The 13,415-nt window shown below is 70.0% G+C and carries 15 protein-coding genes and 1 pseudogene; 5 read left to right on the top strand and 11 right to left on the bottom strand.

The genetic code is table 11. From position 1 onward, the window contains the following. The first annotated feature begins 140 nt into the window (after window positions 1-140). The 5 genes and pseudogenes from A6A25_RS19945 to A6A25_RS46850 all read left to right on the top strand — a co-directional run. Complete coding sequence (locus A6A25_RS19945) at window positions 141-815, top strand: hypothetical protein (protein WP_143193279.1); 675 nt, start codon at window positions 141-143, stop codon at window positions 813-815. A 23-nt stretch (window positions 816-838) separates the two neighbouring features. Beyond that, entirely contained in the window at window positions 839-1,468 is a 630-nt protein-coding gene (locus A6A25_RS19940; RefSeq protein WP_073892170.1) for an NB-ARC domain-containing protein, read from the top strand. After that, window positions 1,465-2,556 carry a DUF7779 domain-containing protein gene (locus tag A6A25_RS19935; RefSeq protein WP_143193278.1) on the top strand — a complete coding sequence of 364 codons (1,092 nt, stop codon included), beginning with the start codon at window positions 1,465-1,467 and terminating at the stop codon, window positions 2,554-2,556. Before A6A25_RS19940 ends, A6A25_RS19935 begins: the two co-directional genes overlap by 4 nt. 10 nt (window positions 2,557-2,566) lie before the next feature. Beyond that, the gene (locus A6A25_RS44120) at window positions 2,567-2,734 is read left to right on the top strand and encodes a hypothetical protein (RefSeq protein WP_158073766.1); all 168 of its coding nucleotides are present in this window, start codon (window positions 2,567-2,569) and stop codon (window positions 2,732-2,734) included. 69 nt (window positions 2,735-2,803) lie between these two features. Then, a pseudogene (locus A6A25_RS46850) lies at window positions 2,804-3,112 on the top strand (IS3 family transposase); the annotation flags it as partial. Window positions 3,113-3,383: 271 nt separating this feature from the next. Here the strand turns inward: A6A25_RS46850 and A6A25_RS43150 are convergent. The 11 genes from A6A25_RS43150 to A6A25_RS19880 all read right to left on the bottom strand — a co-directional run bounded on the left by A6A25_RS43150 (window position 3,384) and on the right by A6A25_RS19880 (window position 13,297). Then, window positions 3,384-3,563, bottom strand: coding sequence for an acyl-CoA carboxylase epsilon subunit (locus A6A25_RS43150; RefSeq protein ID WP_158073765.1), 180 nt, complete (start codon window positions 3,561-3,563; stop codon window positions 3,384-3,386). Further along, window positions 3,560-5,158: an acyl-CoA carboxylase subunit beta gene (locus A6A25_RS19925; protein WP_073892168.1), complete on the bottom strand. Its 1,599-nt coding sequence runs from the start codon at window positions 5,156-5,158 to the stop codon at window positions 3,560-3,562. The genes A6A25_RS43150 and A6A25_RS19925 overlap by 4 nt, the downstream gene beginning before the upstream one ends. Before the next feature lie 187 nt (window positions 5,159-5,345). After that, the gene (locus A6A25_RS19920) at window positions 5,346-5,819 is read right to left on the bottom strand and encodes an NUDIX hydrolase (protein ID WP_073892187.1); all 474 of its coding nucleotides are present in this window, start codon (window positions 5,817-5,819) and stop codon (window positions 5,346-5,348) included. 302 nt (window positions 5,820-6,121) lie between these two features. Further along, window positions 6,122-7,102 carry a 3-hydroxyacyl-CoA dehydrogenase NAD-binding domain-containing protein gene (locus tag A6A25_RS19915; RefSeq protein WP_073892167.1) on the bottom strand — a complete coding sequence of 327 codons (981 nt, stop codon included), beginning with the start codon at window positions 7,100-7,102 and terminating at the stop codon, window positions 6,122-6,124. A 30-nt stretch (window positions 7,103-7,132) separates the two neighbouring features. Further along, a complete protein-coding gene (locus tag A6A25_RS19910; protein WP_073892166.1) occupies window positions 7,133-7,588 on the bottom strand; it encodes a nuclear transport factor 2 family protein in 456 nt (151 codons plus the stop codon). A 35-nt stretch (window positions 7,589-7,623) separates the two neighbouring features. Further along, entirely contained in the window at window positions 7,624-8,751 is a 1,128-nt protein-coding gene (locus tag A6A25_RS19905) for a hydrolase (protein ID WP_073892165.1), read from the bottom strand. Then, window positions 8,748-9,695 carry an aromatase/cyclase gene (locus A6A25_RS19900; protein ID WP_073892164.1) on the bottom strand — a complete coding sequence of 316 codons (948 nt, stop codon included), beginning with the start codon at window positions 9,693-9,695 and terminating at the stop codon, window positions 8,748-8,750. The genes A6A25_RS19905 and A6A25_RS19900 overlap by 4 nt, the downstream gene beginning before the upstream one ends. A 32-nt stretch (window positions 9,696-9,727) precedes the next feature. Beyond that, window positions 9,728-10,513 carry an SDR family NAD(P)-dependent oxidoreductase gene (locus A6A25_RS19895; protein WP_073892163.1) on the bottom strand — a complete coding sequence of 262 codons (786 nt, stop codon included), beginning with the start codon at window positions 10,511-10,513 and terminating at the stop codon, window positions 9,728-9,730. A 35-nt stretch (window positions 10,514-10,548) separates the two neighbouring features. Further along, entirely contained in the window at window positions 10,549-10,797 is a 249-nt protein-coding gene (locus tag A6A25_RS19890) for an acyl carrier protein (protein ID WP_073892162.1), read from the bottom strand. 11 nt (window positions 10,798-10,808) lie between these two features. Next, on the bottom strand, window positions 10,809-12,032 hold the full coding sequence (locus A6A25_RS19885; protein ID WP_073892161.1) for a ketosynthase chain-length factor: 1,224 nt from the start codon (window positions 12,030-12,032) through the stop codon (window positions 10,809-10,811). Beyond that, window positions 12,029-13,297, bottom strand: a complete 1,269-nt coding sequence (locus A6A25_RS19880) for a beta-ketoacyl-[acyl-carrier-protein] synthase family protein (protein WP_274534326.1) — start codon at window positions 13,295-13,297, stop codon at window positions 12,029-12,031. Before A6A25_RS19880 ends, A6A25_RS19885 begins: the two co-directional genes overlap by 4 nt. Window positions 13,298-13,415: the final 118 nt, after the last annotated feature.

Genomic DNA, 13,415 nt, shown 5'->3' with positions numbered 1-13,415 from the left:
CAGAAGGACCTCGGCTGGCTCAGCCCCGACGAGTACGAAGCCGCCTGGCACACCGCCCAGGCCGAACCGACTACCATCCCGGCGGCACCGACCGCATCCAGGTAACAACCGCCTCGGGTTATCGGGGGAAGCTCAGTGTGGTGGTGCTGGTACCGCCGGAGTTCCCGAAGGGCCCGTTGGTAGAGGTGTTGCCCGAGGCGTTGGCGCGGGCGGTGCGAGGGCACAACAGCACCTGCCACGACGCCGCGCGCGCCCGGCTGCGGCTGGCGGTCCACGCTGGGGAGGTGGCCTTCGACGAGCACGGCGCGACCTCGCCGACGATGGTCGCAGCGTTCCGGCTGGTCAACGCCGCCCCGGTGCGCCGGGCACTGGCCGATTCGCCAGGGGTGCTGGCGATGGTGGTCTCCCGTCTGATCTTCGACGAGGTCGTGCGCAACTCCACGACGCTGGACCCGGCTACGTTCCGGCCGGTCGAGGTGGCTGTGAAGACCTTCCGTGACCGCGCCTGGGTCGCCCTGCCGGACCACTGCTACCCGGCCGATCCCGCGGTGCTCGACCGGCGCCCATCCGAACCTGCAACCGATGAAGCACCCCGCGACAGGGCAGCAGACACCTCCGAGACCGGTACTGGGGGAAGCAGCGCGGCAGCGCCCGAGACCGGGACACGAGGGGTATACGTCGCCGGCGACGTGCACGGCTCCGGTTCTGGCATCACGATCGGTGCGGCCACCGGCGACCACCTCACCATCGGCACACCACCACCATCTCCTCCACCACCACTCGGGTCGGACGCAGCGCCCGGAAGCCCTCGCTAGCCGACGCGGACCACGGGCACACCGTGTCGGCGCACGACCCCGCCCGTGACGAGACCACCGGTGCACCCGCCGCGACGGAGGTGTCGGTCCACGTCCATGGCGCGATCACCGGGGTCGACCAGGGCATGGCCATCGGCGCGGTCGCCGGGAACGTCCACTACCACCAAGCCCGGCGTCGGGTGGTGTGGCCGGTGCGGGTCGGGGTGCCGCATGCCCCGGCGGAGCACTACCAGCAGCGCCGGGCCCACGCGGTGCTGCTGGACACGTTGGCTGCGGGGCACTCGGTCGTGCTGGTCGGGGCCGGGCAGCGTGCGGGTGTGGTGATGTCGGGGATGGGCGGGGTCGGCAAAACGCAGATGGCCGCCCGCCACGCCTGGTCGGTATGGGGGGACCCGGTGGTGGACGTGGCGGTGTGGGTGTCGGCGCTCTCGCGCGACGCGATCGTGACCGCCTACGCCGAAGCCGCCTCACGGGTGCTGGTCGAGCAGGACCCGCGGATCGCCGACCGGCCACCGGAGCAGGCGGCGGAGCGGTTCCGGGAGTGGCTGGCGGGTACGCCGCGCCGCTGGCTGATCGTGTTGGATGACGTGCAGGACCCGGCGGACCTGCCCACCTGGACCCGCCACCCGGTCCAGGTGGGCAGGTGGTGGTGACCAGTCGGCGACGCGACGCGGCGGCGGGGCGCAGCGGTCACCGGGTGATCGAACTGGACGTGTTCACCCCCGACGAAGCCCATGCCTACCTCACCGAGGCCCTGACCTGCACCACCGACGGCGGTGACCTGGACCGGCTCGCGGGGTTGGCGGAGGAGTTGGGGTGGCTGCCGTTGGCGTTGAGCCAGGCCGCCGCGTACCTGGCCGACCAACCACTGCTCACCGTCACCGCCTACCGAGGACTGCTGGCCGACCGGCGACGCACCCTGGCCGAACTCACCCCACCCGAGAACGCTCTGCCCGAACACCAACGCACCATCGCGGTCACCTGGGCGGTGTCCATCGACCGCACCGACCGCGTCGAAGACCCCATCCGGCCGCGCGGTGCGGGCCTGACCCGCCCGCTGCTGGAGTTCGCCGCCCTGCTCGACCCCAACGGCATCCCCCTCGGAGTGTTCACCGCCCAGCCCGTCCTGGACCACCTCGCTAGCCTCACCGGCAGGCCGGTCGATCACGACGACGTCCAGGACGGCCTGACCCGACTACACCGGTTCAACCTGATCACCGTCACCCCGGAACAGCCGGCACGGGCGGTGACGGTGCACGCCTTGGTCCAACGCGCCATCCGCGACACCCTCACCCCCGATCGGCTCCACACCCTCGCCCACACCGCCGCCGACACCCTCCACACCAACTGGCCCGAGATCGACACCATCCACCCCGACCTCGCCCAAGCCCTGCGCTCCAACACCACCACGCTCCACACCCGCGCAATCCCCGCCCTGCTCACCCCCGGCGTCCACGACGTACTCGACCGCGCGGGGAACTCTCTGGACGGCACCGGCCAAGTCCACGCCACCGTCACCTACTGGCACACCCTCCACAACCACACCGACTCACATCTGGGACCCGACCACCTCGACACTCTGATCACCCGTAGCTACCTTGCTTTCTGGCGGGGTAGGGCGGGTGACCTGGTTGGTGCGGTGGCCGGGTTGAGGCCCTGCTGTCCGATGAGTTGCGGCTCCTGGGATCCGATCACCCCAGTACTCTGGCCACTCGCGGCAATCTCGCCAGCTTGCGGGTGAGGCAGGTGACGTGGCTGGTGCGGTGGTCGAGTACGAGGCGTTGTTGGCCGACCGGCTGCGCGTTCTGGGACCCGACCACCCCCGCACCCTGATCAACCGCGGCAACCTTGCCCTCCGGCAAGCGATGGTGAAGCTGCAGGGCATCAGTCCACCAGGGCCTACACACGACACCCGTTGACCCGCCGCAGAAAGCAGCACGTTGTGTCGAGAGTGTCGACCGTCAGCGGGGAGGCTCGTCGACGTCGCGATGACGGCAGCTCAACGGATTCCGTTGGCAGCTGCCGCTGCCCACAGCATGCCGTCCACAGCCCATCCAACTACCGAAAGTCGGCCCTTACCGCCGATACGCGCTGTCAGTGGTGCGCCTGCCAGCGGCTCCTCAGCGCAGCCGGGTTCATCGTCGTTGTCCGTGAGTGAAATCGCCGAGGTCCGCGCCGGGCACCGGCGCGCCTACGGGGGTGCGCGGATCGTCGTTGCGCTGCGTTGCCGCGGACGGCGGGTGAACCACCAACGCGTCGGGCGGGTCATGCGTGAGCGCGGGAACGTCGGGCCCACCCGCAGGCGGCGCAGTTCGCTGACCCCTGATATCCGGTGTCCGGTCTTCGGGACAACCTCACCTTTCATACTCGATCGGGATGAGCGTGTCCCTGGGAACTGTGGTGGCGCTAACGGTTGTCGAAGATCTCCAGGTACTCGGAGATCGCGTTGGCCAACTCGATGCGCGTGCGCCGGCGCTGCGGTCCACAGCGGTCTGTTCACCCCGCCGCAGGCCAGGTCCTCCACAGTCTGGCCAGCGCGGTCACCCGAGGCGGACGGCGCCGAACCGATCAAGCCGTCCAGCCGGGAAGGTGGTTCGACGCCCAGGTCGGTGCCTGACTGCGCGGCCAGGGTGCGCGAGCCGCCTGCGGTGTGGTCGTGCGCGGGCGGATTGCGGCGATCAGGGCGATGGCCAACGCCGCGACCTGTTCCGGCGTCGGGTCGCCGCGCAGCACTCGGATGTCGGTCACTGTGGCTGGTTCCCGTGCTTGCGGACGGGCAATGGTTGGTGCTTGGCGCGCAGCATCGCCAGGGCGGCGATGAGCCGGGGCCTGGTCTCGGCAGGGTCGATCACGTCGTCCACCAGACCGCGTTCCGCGGCGTAGTAGGGGTGCATGAGTTCGGCGCGGTACTCCTCGACCCGTTTCCGCCTGGTCAGCTCCGGGTCTTCGGAGGCTTCGATCTCGCGGCGGAACACCACGTTCGCCGCGCCTTCGGCACCCATCACGGCGATCTCGTTGCTCGGCCAGGCCAGCGACAGGTCCGTGCCGATCGAGCGTGAGTCCATGACGATGTAGGCGCCGCCGTACGCCTTGCGCATGATCACCTGGACCCTGGGCACGGTCGCGTTGCAGTAGGCGTACAGCAACTTCGCGCCGTGCCGGATGATCCCACCGTGTTCCTGATCGACCCCGGGGAGGAACCCCGGCACGTCCACGAAGGACACCAGAGGGATGTTGAACGCGTCGCACGTCGTCACGAACCTCGCCGCCTTCTCCGAAGCGGAGATGTCGAGCGCTCCCGCCATGGTCGCGGGCTGGTTGGCCACGATGCCGACGACGTGCCCGTCCAGCCGCGACAGCGCGCACACGACGTTCGTCGCCCAGTTCTCGTGCACCTCGAAGAACTCGCCGTTGTCGACCACCTCGGCGAGCACCGCCCGGACGTCGTAGGTCCGACCTGGTTCGGCGGGCACGAGGTCGAGCAGGGCCTCGGCGCGCCGACCCGCGGGATCGGTCGACGGCTCGTGCCGCGGGAGTTCGCGATTGTTGGACGGGAGCATCGACAGCAGGTAGCGCACGTCCTGGAGGCAGCTCTCCTCGTCGTCGTAGACGAACCCGGCCACCCCCGAGAGCGTCGCGTGCACGTCCGCGCCGCCGAGGTCGTCGTGGCTGATGACCTCGCCGGTGACCACCTGCACCACGTCCGGGCCGGTGATGAACATCTGGGACGTGTCGCGGACCATGAACACGAAGTCGGTCAGCGCCGGGGAGTAGGCCGCGCCACCCGCGCACGGCCCCATGATCACGCTGATCTGGGGCAGGACACCGGAGTTGCGCACGTTGCGGGTGAAGATCCCGCCGTAGCCGGCCAGCGCCGTGACGCCCTCCTGGATCCGCGCACCCGCACCGTCGCAGAGCCCGACGATCGGCGCACCCGCCGCTTCGGCCATGTCCATGAGTTTGTGGATCTTCTCCGCGTGCGCCTCGCCGAGGGCGCCGCCGAAAATGCGGAAGTCGTGCGCGTAGACGAAGACGGTCCGCCCGTGCACCGTGCCCCAGCCGGTGACGACACCGTCGGTGTGCGGCCTGCGGTCCTCCATGCCGAAGCCGGACGACCGGTGCCGGCGCAGCTGCTCCACCTCGGTGAAGGAGCCCTCGTCGAGGAGCAGGTCGATCCGCTCGCGCGCGGTGAGCTTCCCCTTGGACCTCTGCGCCTCGGTGGCCTTGGCGCTCGGCCCCGCGTGCGCCTGATCGCGCAACCACGCCAGTTCCGCCGTCAGCTTCCTCAGATCGGGCCGGGCCGCGGCGGTGTCCGCACCGGATCTGTCGCCGAGGATCGTCATACTCGCCCCTCCTGGTCGCACGGGTCCGTCGTGCCGCGATTCTGACCCGGGCCGCTTCAGGCAGGCTCGACGTTCCCTGGAACCGGTCCGGATCCCGGCCGTTTCGGGTGTCGCCGTCGGCACGTGCCCGTACGGTCGACGGGCGAGGTTTCGTTGTCCCGCAAGGGTATTGCTGGCGTCAGGTGGCTTACCGGGTGCCGATGCCGGCGGCGGTCGCCAACCCGGCGGACAGCAGGAACTCGGCCTGGTCGGGGATGACGTCGTGCGGCAGGGTCCGGAAGAACCCGATCTGTTCGCTCTGCTCCGTGAGGCTGGGCGACCCCGCGGCGATCCTGGTGGCGAAGACCAGGCCCACCGGCCATCCTCGATAACCTGCGGCGAGCAGGTGTGGGTAGTGGATCACGCCGAGCTGGTCGCCCACCTCGACATCGACGTCGAGTTCATTGCGCGCGACCCGCCTCACGCTGTCGTGCAGCGTTTCGCCGAAAAGCACGGTGCCGCCCGGGATGTGCCAGAAACCCCGACAGGGTTCGATGCCTCGGCGGGTCAGCAGAATTCCCTTGTCCGTCCTGACGAGCACTTCGACCGTCAGTCTCGGCACCTTTCCGTAAATGCGGTCGAATTCGTCCCTGGTCAGCGGGTGGGGCCGAGCGGTCGCCATGGCCGTCATGCTAGCACCCGTGAATTCGCGGGTCGCGGTGGGCGGCACGCCGCGTGACATGGCGCGGCAGCGGTGTTCGCCGGCCTGCTGTGGGATTGTTGAGTCGAATGCAAAAATTATGGCGGCCGGCGACCGGTCGGATATTCTCAAATGCTGTGCGTACGCCCTCCGGCAGCGTTGGGCATCGCTCTGCAAGAGGCGACGGCGCTCGGAGGCGGAGCCCGATCCGGACGCGGCCGTGAAGTCGGTCGACGGCTTCACGGCCGCGTCCGGATCGGACCGGGGTCAGCCCGCGACCGGCGTCAGCCGGTGTCGTGGCGCCGAGGTGACTCCGAGGGGGCGTCGAGCGGTGGGATTCCCTCCACCGCCTCCAGCACGGCCTTCTGCAACTTGTCCCGCCGCGCGGCGTACTCCTCGTACGAGTGCCCGCCGTAGGCCTCTTCGGCTTGTGCGAGCAGACGCTCCAGGGTTGTCTCGTCCAGGGACGGTTTGCCGAGTCCTTCCCACCCGCGCTCCAGCCCGGACCCGAGCGTGGTCAGCCACTTGCGCAGCCCGCCTTGACCGCCACCGAGGTGGAAGGACAGGAATGGCCCCATCGTCGCCCATCGCAGCCCGATCGAGGCGGTGACGACCTCGTCCAGTTCGGCGACGGTGACCACTCCCTCCCGGACCAGGTGGATGCTTTCCCGCAGCAGGGCTGATTGCAGCCGGTTGGCGGCGAACGCCGCGATCGGGCGTCGAAGCACGATCGGCACTTTTCCCAGCTGTCGGTAGAACGCCACGGCCTCCTGGATCGCGTTCGGGTCCGTGGCGGAGCCGCCGACGACCTCCACCAGCGGGACCACGTGGGGCGGGTTGAACGGGTGACCCACGATCACCCGGCTGGAGTCGGCCATCCGCGCGCCGAGGTCGTCCGGGAGCAGAGTCGAGGTCGAGGACAGCAGCAGCGTGCCGGGCTTGGCCGCGATGCCGATGCGCTCGAACAGCTCCTGCTTGAGCGTCAGGTTCTCCGGTGTGTTCTCCTGCACGGCGTACACGTCGCTCACCGCACGTTCGAGGTCCGGCTCGAAGCTGAGGCGTTCGGCCAGCTTCGCCGGATCCACCGGGTCGCCGGGCAGGCCGGGCGCGAACAGCTCCAGTCCCTCGCGTACCACGTCCGCCGCGTTCGCCCGGGTGCTGTTCACCCGCACGTGGTGACCGGCGGCCAGGAACAGCGTGATCCAGCCGAGCCCGATGGTGCCCGCACCGATCACCGTGATCAGCCGCGGTTCGACAGTGCTCATGCGTCCGCCTCCGTTCCTCCTCGCGCCCCGTCAGTCCTCGTCGGATCCGTCGTGCGTCAGGTGGCGGTGCTTCACCAGCCAGCCGGCACCGTCCGGCACCAGGTGGTCGCGGCACACCACGGTGGCGAAGAGGTCCGGCACACCACCCGCCGGAATGCGGATCGCCTGGGCGTAGCACCGGGTGCGCAGCGACCCGTCCGACTCGACGTCGACCGACAGCATGCCGAGCCAGTGCCGCAGCCGCAGGCCGTTCGCCGCGTGCTTGTCCGCGCTCACCCTGGCGGCGGCCTCGATCACCGCCCTGCCGTGCAGCGGTTCCAGCTTCCTGGGCTCCTGGAACAACGCGTCCTCGGTGAACGTGGCCGCCCACCGTTCGGCCTCGCGGTCGTCCATGAGCCCCATCTGGAAGGCGTAGAACTGCTGCACCCTCGCGTAGGTCTCGGCGTCCACCGGGGTGTGCGCGGGCGTGGACTCGTTCTGGCTCATCGAGGATCCTCTCCGGTGTGTCCGCTCGGGACGGTTCAGGGTTGATCGGGTACCAGCGGTTCGAGCAGGTGCCGGCCGTAGGCGGCGGCCGGCGGGTCGAGCTGCAACGCCACGTGGCTTGCCATGCTGTGCAGGTCGCGCCAGAACCGCTGCAACGGTTCTGTCGCCAGTTGGCCGCGAGAGCCCGCGGTGCGGAAGAGCCGTTCCACCGCATCCACCAGCCGGTCGACCGCGGCGGCGCAGTCGTACGGGCTGCGCACCTCGGTAGCCTTCCCGAACTCGCCGCGGTCGCAGGTCCGGGCGGCTCGGCACAACAGCACCTCCGCCACGTCGACCTCGACGGAGGCGTGTGCCGCGGCCGTCAGGATCGCCCGGTTCTCCGCCGCGTCGAGACCGGTGCGCGCGACCCTGACCGCCGCGGTCCGCGACCACGCCTGAAGCGCCCCGCGTGCCGCGCCGAGTGCCGGCGCGGCGAAGAGGGTCCCGCTGATCGCGCGCAGCGGCGCGGTGTGGCACGGCGAGGTGGAGCCGACCGCGTGGCCGCGGAGCATGTCCTCGCGATCGAACGACCTGCTCGCCGGCACGAAGACGTCGTCGACCAGCAGTGTGTTGCTCCCGGTCCCGCGCATGCCGGTGTTGAACCAGGTGTCCTTGACCAGGTAGTCCTTTCGCGGGATCGCGAAGAACCGCGCGCGGTCGCGGTCGCCGTCGTGCACCACCCCCGCCGCCATGGCCCAATCGGAGTGGTCGACCCCGCTGGTGAAGTCCCACCCGCCGGTGAGCCGCCAGCCGCCCGCCACCCGCTCCGCGCGTCCGCCGGGGATGAGCGCGCCCGCCATGAACACGTCCGGACCGTCCGCCCACAGCTCGGCTTGTCCCTCCTCGGGGAGGAACACGCCCATCCGCGCGGCGCCCGCGGCCAGGGAGGCGCACCACGCCGCCGAAGCGCACTCCTGGCCCACCTCCGCGACGGCTTCGAGCAGTTCGACGGCGCCACCGTCGTGCCCGCCTCGGGTGGCGGGCACGAAGTGCCTGGCGAACCCGGCGCCGACGAGCGCCTCGGCGACGTCGGGGTGCAGCAGCCGTCCGGTGTCGGCCTCCTCGGCGTGCCGGGCGGCGATCGACGCCGCCTCGCGCACGTCGAGCGCGGCTGGAGGGCTCACGCCGAACCGCCGCGTCGGCTCTCCGCGTAGTCCTTCGCGTGCTCCAGCGTCGCGAGGCTGTTGGTGCTCAACGCTTTGCGGACGAAGTTCTTCGCGTCGGCGACGGTCGCGCCGGAACCGAGGACCGCGGCGACCTTTTCCTCGTTCACGGCCACGGTGTGCCGCGAAGTGGTCCTCACACCGGTGGCGGTCTCGGTGAACAGCCAAGCTCCGGTGTGGACCGTCAGCAGAGCGGGCAGCACGACCTGCTTGTAGTGGATCGACCGTTCCGGTGTGCACACCCGCACCGACTTGGTGGTGTGCACGGACCCGTCCTTGGTCAGGGTGTCCATCTCGAGAACCTGGAGCCCGGGGGAGTCCTCCCGCAGCGATACCCTCTGCACGTGGGGCAACCGCTGCTCCCACAGCTGCGCTTCGTTGATGAAGTCGTAGACGTCCTTCACCGAGCCGTCGATCTCGACGACGTCGTCGAAGCTCAGCAGGAGACCGGCGTCCGAGGCCGGTTCCGCGGCCCTCTTCAGCGCCGCCAGCTCGGAGTTGCTGTTGTGGTCCACCGCGCGGTCGATCCAGGCGAGGTTCTCCGGGTCGTCACCGACGGCCGAGTAGTCGTGCAGCAGCCGCACCCGGCACTTCGCCCCACCTTCCGGTTCGATCACCCACGCGCCGCCCATGCCCGCGATCGGCGGTGCCGGGATCTCCTGCCGGAAATCGACCCGCAGCCCCGACTCGTCCAGTTCCCTTCGCGAGGTCCACGTCTTGGGTTCGGCGTTGCCGATGGCCCAGATCCGCAACCGCTCCGCGGTGTCACCGCGTTCCAGGTACTCGACGTGCACGGTCGGGGGGAAGACCTGAGGCCAGTTCGTGACGTCTGCGACGAGCCGGTAAACCTGCTCGGCGGGCGCGTCCACGGTGATCTCGTGCTCGGTCACCCTGGTTTCCGGCATGCTCTCGTCCTCTCTGCGTGGTTCGCGCGGTGTCAGAAGTTGCCCAGGCCGCCGCAGACGTTGAGCGCCTGCGAGGTGATCGAGGAAGCGGCGTCGGTCACCAGGTAGCCGACGAGTCCGGCGACCTCGTCCGGCGTCGAGTACCGGCCGAGGGGGATCTTCGCCTCGAACCGCTGGAGGACCTCTTGTTCGGAGATGCCCCACGCCGCCGCGTAGCCCTCGCGGACCCGTTGCGCCATGGGCGTTTCCACGTAGCCGGGGCACACCGCGTTCACGGTGATCCCCGTCCGGCCCAGCTCGTTGCCGAGGGCCTTGGTGAAGCCGACCACCCCGTGCTTGGACGCCGAGTACGGCGCACCGAGGACGACTCCCTGCTTGCCGGCGGTGGAGGCGATGTTGATGATCCGTCCCCACGAACGCTTCCGCAGGCCTCCGGTGCTCAGCACGTCCCGCGTCATCTGGAACACGCTGGTGAGGTTGGTGGCGATGACGTCCGCCCAGAGCTCATCGGTGAGGTCCGCGGACACCCCACCACCACTGCGCCCGGCATTGTTCACCAGGATCTCCACGGGCCCGTAGCGGTCCGCGGCCTTGGCGACGAACGAACGCACCTCGCCGGCGTCGCGCACGTCGCAGGTGGCGCCGTCGACCTCCAGGCCCCGGTCCCGCGCGTTCTTGATGGTCAGCGCCAGCTTGTCCGCGTCACGGCCGCAGATGAAAACCCGGTCACCCCGGCCCGCGAGGACCTCGGTGATGGCGAGCCCGATACCACTGGTCGCGCCGGTGACGATCGCTGTTCGTCCGGCTGTGTCAGGCATGTCCTACTCCTTGAACGGTCGGGGCCGGGCGGGTCTCAATCACCGTTGACGACGGCGAGCAGCCGGCGCGGGGTCGTGGCGGTCAGCGCGGCCTCGTCGTCCAGCGCGATCCCGTACTCGCGGGTGATCCGCGAGGCCGTCTCCATCAGCGCCAGCGAGTCGTAGCCGAGATCGGCGAACTCCAGGTCGAGGATGTCGCCGTCCAGGTCGACGCCCTCGTCGGCGCCCGCACTCTGCCGGAGTATCCGCCTGAGGTCGTCAAGGGTGATCGTCGGTGTGGTCATCTGCTCTCCGTTCAGGTTCCAGAGGAAGGTGCGCGCACGACCACGGCGGAGTTGTGGCCGCCCTGTCCCCTGGCCAGGACCAGTGCCGCGCGGATCGTCGTCCGCCGGATCGCGGTGACCAGGTCGATCCGGTAGGTGTCGGCCACCGAGACGTTGATGGTCGGCGGGATGACGTCGTCCCGGATGGCCAGCAGGGCGGCCGCCACGTCGAGCGACGCCGCGCCGGAGTTGAGGCGGCCCGTCATCGTCTTCGGCACGGTCACCGGGACGCCATGCGGCCCGAAGACCGCCTCCAGGGTGTCGGCCTCGACCCGGTCGAGGTCCGCGACGCCCGCGCCGTCGGCGAACACCACGTCGATCTCGCGGGCCGTGAGCCCCGCGTCGGCCAGTGCCAGGTCGACGGCCCGGCGCAGACCGGGTTCGCGTCCGCTGCCGGGGCGCGGGTCGAAGGTGGCACCGTAGCCCGCGATCTCCCCGTAGTGCCCTGTGACACCCCGGTCCCGGGCGCTCCCGGCGTCCTCCAGCACGAGGATCGCACCGCCTTCACCGGGTACGTGTCCCCTCGCGGACGCGTCGAACGGGAGGTACGCCCGATCGGGGTCCTCACTGCTGCTGAGCCTGTTGCCGGCCATCTGCGCCACCCAGCCCCACGGGCACAGGGAGCCGTCAACCCCGCCGGAAACGATCATCCTGATGCCGCCGCGGATCTGCCGTCGCGCCTGCGCGAGGGCGTCCAGACCGCCTGCCTGGTCGCTGACGACGACACCGCTGGGTCCGCGCATCCCGTTTCGGATCGAGATCTGCCCGGTGTTCACCGCGTAGAACCAGGCGAACGACTGGTAGGCGCTGACGTGCGAACCGCCCTTGCTCCACAGGTTCTCCAGCTCCCGCTGGCCGAACTCGAAACCACCGGACGAACTCGCGGTCACCACGCCCGTCTCGAAGTCGGGCAGCCCCCCGGGTTCCATCCGGGCGTCCTCCAGCGCCCAGTCGGCGGCGACGAGCGCCATCCGGGTCATGTGGTCGGTCTGCGGCAGCAGCCGGCTCGGCAGGTGCTCCCCAGCGGCGAAACCGGGCACCTCACCGACGAGCTTGGCGGGGTAGCCGGCCGCGTCGAACCGGGTGACCGGCCCGATCCCGCTCCTGCCCCCGAGGGTCGCCGACCAGTAGTCGTCCACGCCGAGCCCGTTCGGCGCGACGACTCCGATCCCCGTCACCACCACAGGCCCGCTCATGCCACCAGCTCGCTGTTCTTCTTCAGCACCATGGCTGTCTGGAAGCCGCCGAAGCCGCTGCCGACCGTCAGGACCACGTCGGTCCTGCGCTCCCGCGCCACGCGGGGTACGTAGTCCAGGTCGCACTCGGGATCCGGCGTGGTGAGGTTCGCCGTCGGAGGGATCACGTTGTGCTCCATGGCCAGCAGCGACGCGGCGATCTCGATCGAACCGATGGCGCCGAGCGAGTGCCCGACCATCGACTTGATGGAGCTGACCGGCGTCCGGTAGGCGTGGTGACCGAGGGCGCGCTTGAACGCCGCTGTCTCGTGCCGGTCGTTCTGCTTCGTCCCCGAGCCGTGTGCGTTCACGTAGTCGATCGCCGTGGGATCGAGCCGGGCGCGGTCGAGCGCGACCCGGATGGCCTCGGCCATCTCCACACCGTCGGGACGCAGCCCGGTCATGTGGAAGGCGTTGCACCGCGACGCGTACCCGGCGATCTCGGCGTGGATCGGGGCCATGCGTCGCCTGGCGGCTTCGTACTCCTCCAGCACGAACACGGCCGCGCCTTCGCCGAGCACGAAACCGTTGCGAGTGCGGTCGAACGGCCTCGACGCGTGCTCGGCGTCGTCGTTGCGCGGAGTCGTCGCCTTGATGGCGTCGAAGCACGCCACCGTGATCGGGGAGATCGGCGCGTCCGTCGCTCCCGCGATCATCACGTCCGCGGTGCCCTCGGCGATCAGTTCGTAGGCGTGGGCCACGGAGTCGAGCCCCGAGGTGCAGCCGGTGGACACCACGGCGACCGGGCCTTCCGCGTCGACCGACCAGGCCACTTCGGCGGCGAAGGAACTGGGTACGAAGTGGTTGTACAGGTGCGGAACCGTGTACTCGTGGTCCACCAGCCACCGCCGGCCCCCGTCGCTGACGACGCGGTACTCCTGGTCCAGGCTCATGGTGGCACCCACCGCGGTTCCGATCGTCACGCCGATCCGGTGGGGCGCGATCGTGCCGGGCTCCAACCCGCTGTTCCCCAACGCCTCCCTCGCCGCGACGACCGCGAACTGCGCGGCCCTGTCCATCCGCCGGATCTCCTGCGGGGTGAGCCCGGCCGCTTCGGGGTCGAAGTCGATCTCGGCCGCCACCTGGGAGCGGAACGCCGACGGGTCGAAGGAGGTGATCCGCCTCGTCGCCGTCCGCCCTTCGCTCAACAGGCCCCAGAACTTCTTCACACCGGTGCCGCCCGGCGCCAGCACACCGATTCCGGTGATCACCACACGACGGCTCACCAACACCCCTCCGATCACTCGGCTCTCTGCCGACGAACACTGTCAGCCGCCGATCGAGGAATCCGCTCGTGCGTAATGCAGGTCCGCTGAAGTACCGGTTGAGGCCGTCGAGCTCCAG

The organism is Saccharothrix sp. CB00851 (assembly GCF_001905065.1).
GTDB lineage: Bacteria > Actinomycetota > Actinomycetes > Mycobacteriales > Pseudonocardiaceae > Actinosynnema.
The sequence above is the reverse complement of the archived record's forward strand: the minus strand, read 5'-3'. Positions and strand labels throughout refer to the sequence as shown.

What these genes read in the sequence shown, in the direction of transcription:
- A6A25_RS19925 (WP_073892168.1), bottom strand. Translation starts at nt 5,158, where the DNA reads ATGACGATCCTCGGCGACAGATCCGGTGCGGACACCGCCGCGGCCCGG.
- A6A25_RS19920 (WP_073892187.1), bottom strand. Translation starts at nt 5,819, where the DNA reads ATGGCGACCGCTCGGCCCCACCCGCTGACCAGGGACGAATTCGACCGC.
- A6A25_RS19915 (WP_073892167.1), bottom strand. Translation starts at nt 7,102, where the DNA reads ATGAGCACTGTCGAACCGCGGCTGATCACGGTGATCGGTGCGGGCACC.
- A6A25_RS19910 (WP_073892166.1), bottom strand. Translation starts at nt 7,588, where the DNA reads ATGAGCCAGAACGAGTCCACGCCCGCGCACACCCCGGTGGACGCCGAG.
- A6A25_RS19900 (WP_073892164.1), bottom strand. Translation starts at nt 9,695, where the DNA reads ATGCCGGAAACCAGGGTGACCGAGCACGAGATCACCGTGGACGCGCCC.
- A6A25_RS19895 (WP_073892163.1), bottom strand. Translation starts at nt 10,513, where the DNA reads ATGCCTGACACAGCCGGACGAACAGCGATCGTCACCGGCGCGACCAGT.
- A6A25_RS19890 (WP_073892162.1), bottom strand. Translation starts at nt 10,797, where the DNA reads ATGACCACACCGACGATCACCCTTGACGACCTCAGGCGGATACTCCGG.
- A6A25_RS19885 (WP_073892161.1), bottom strand. Translation starts at nt 12,032, where the DNA reads ATGAGCGGGCCTGTGGTGGTGACGGGGATCGGAGTCGTCGCGCCGAAC.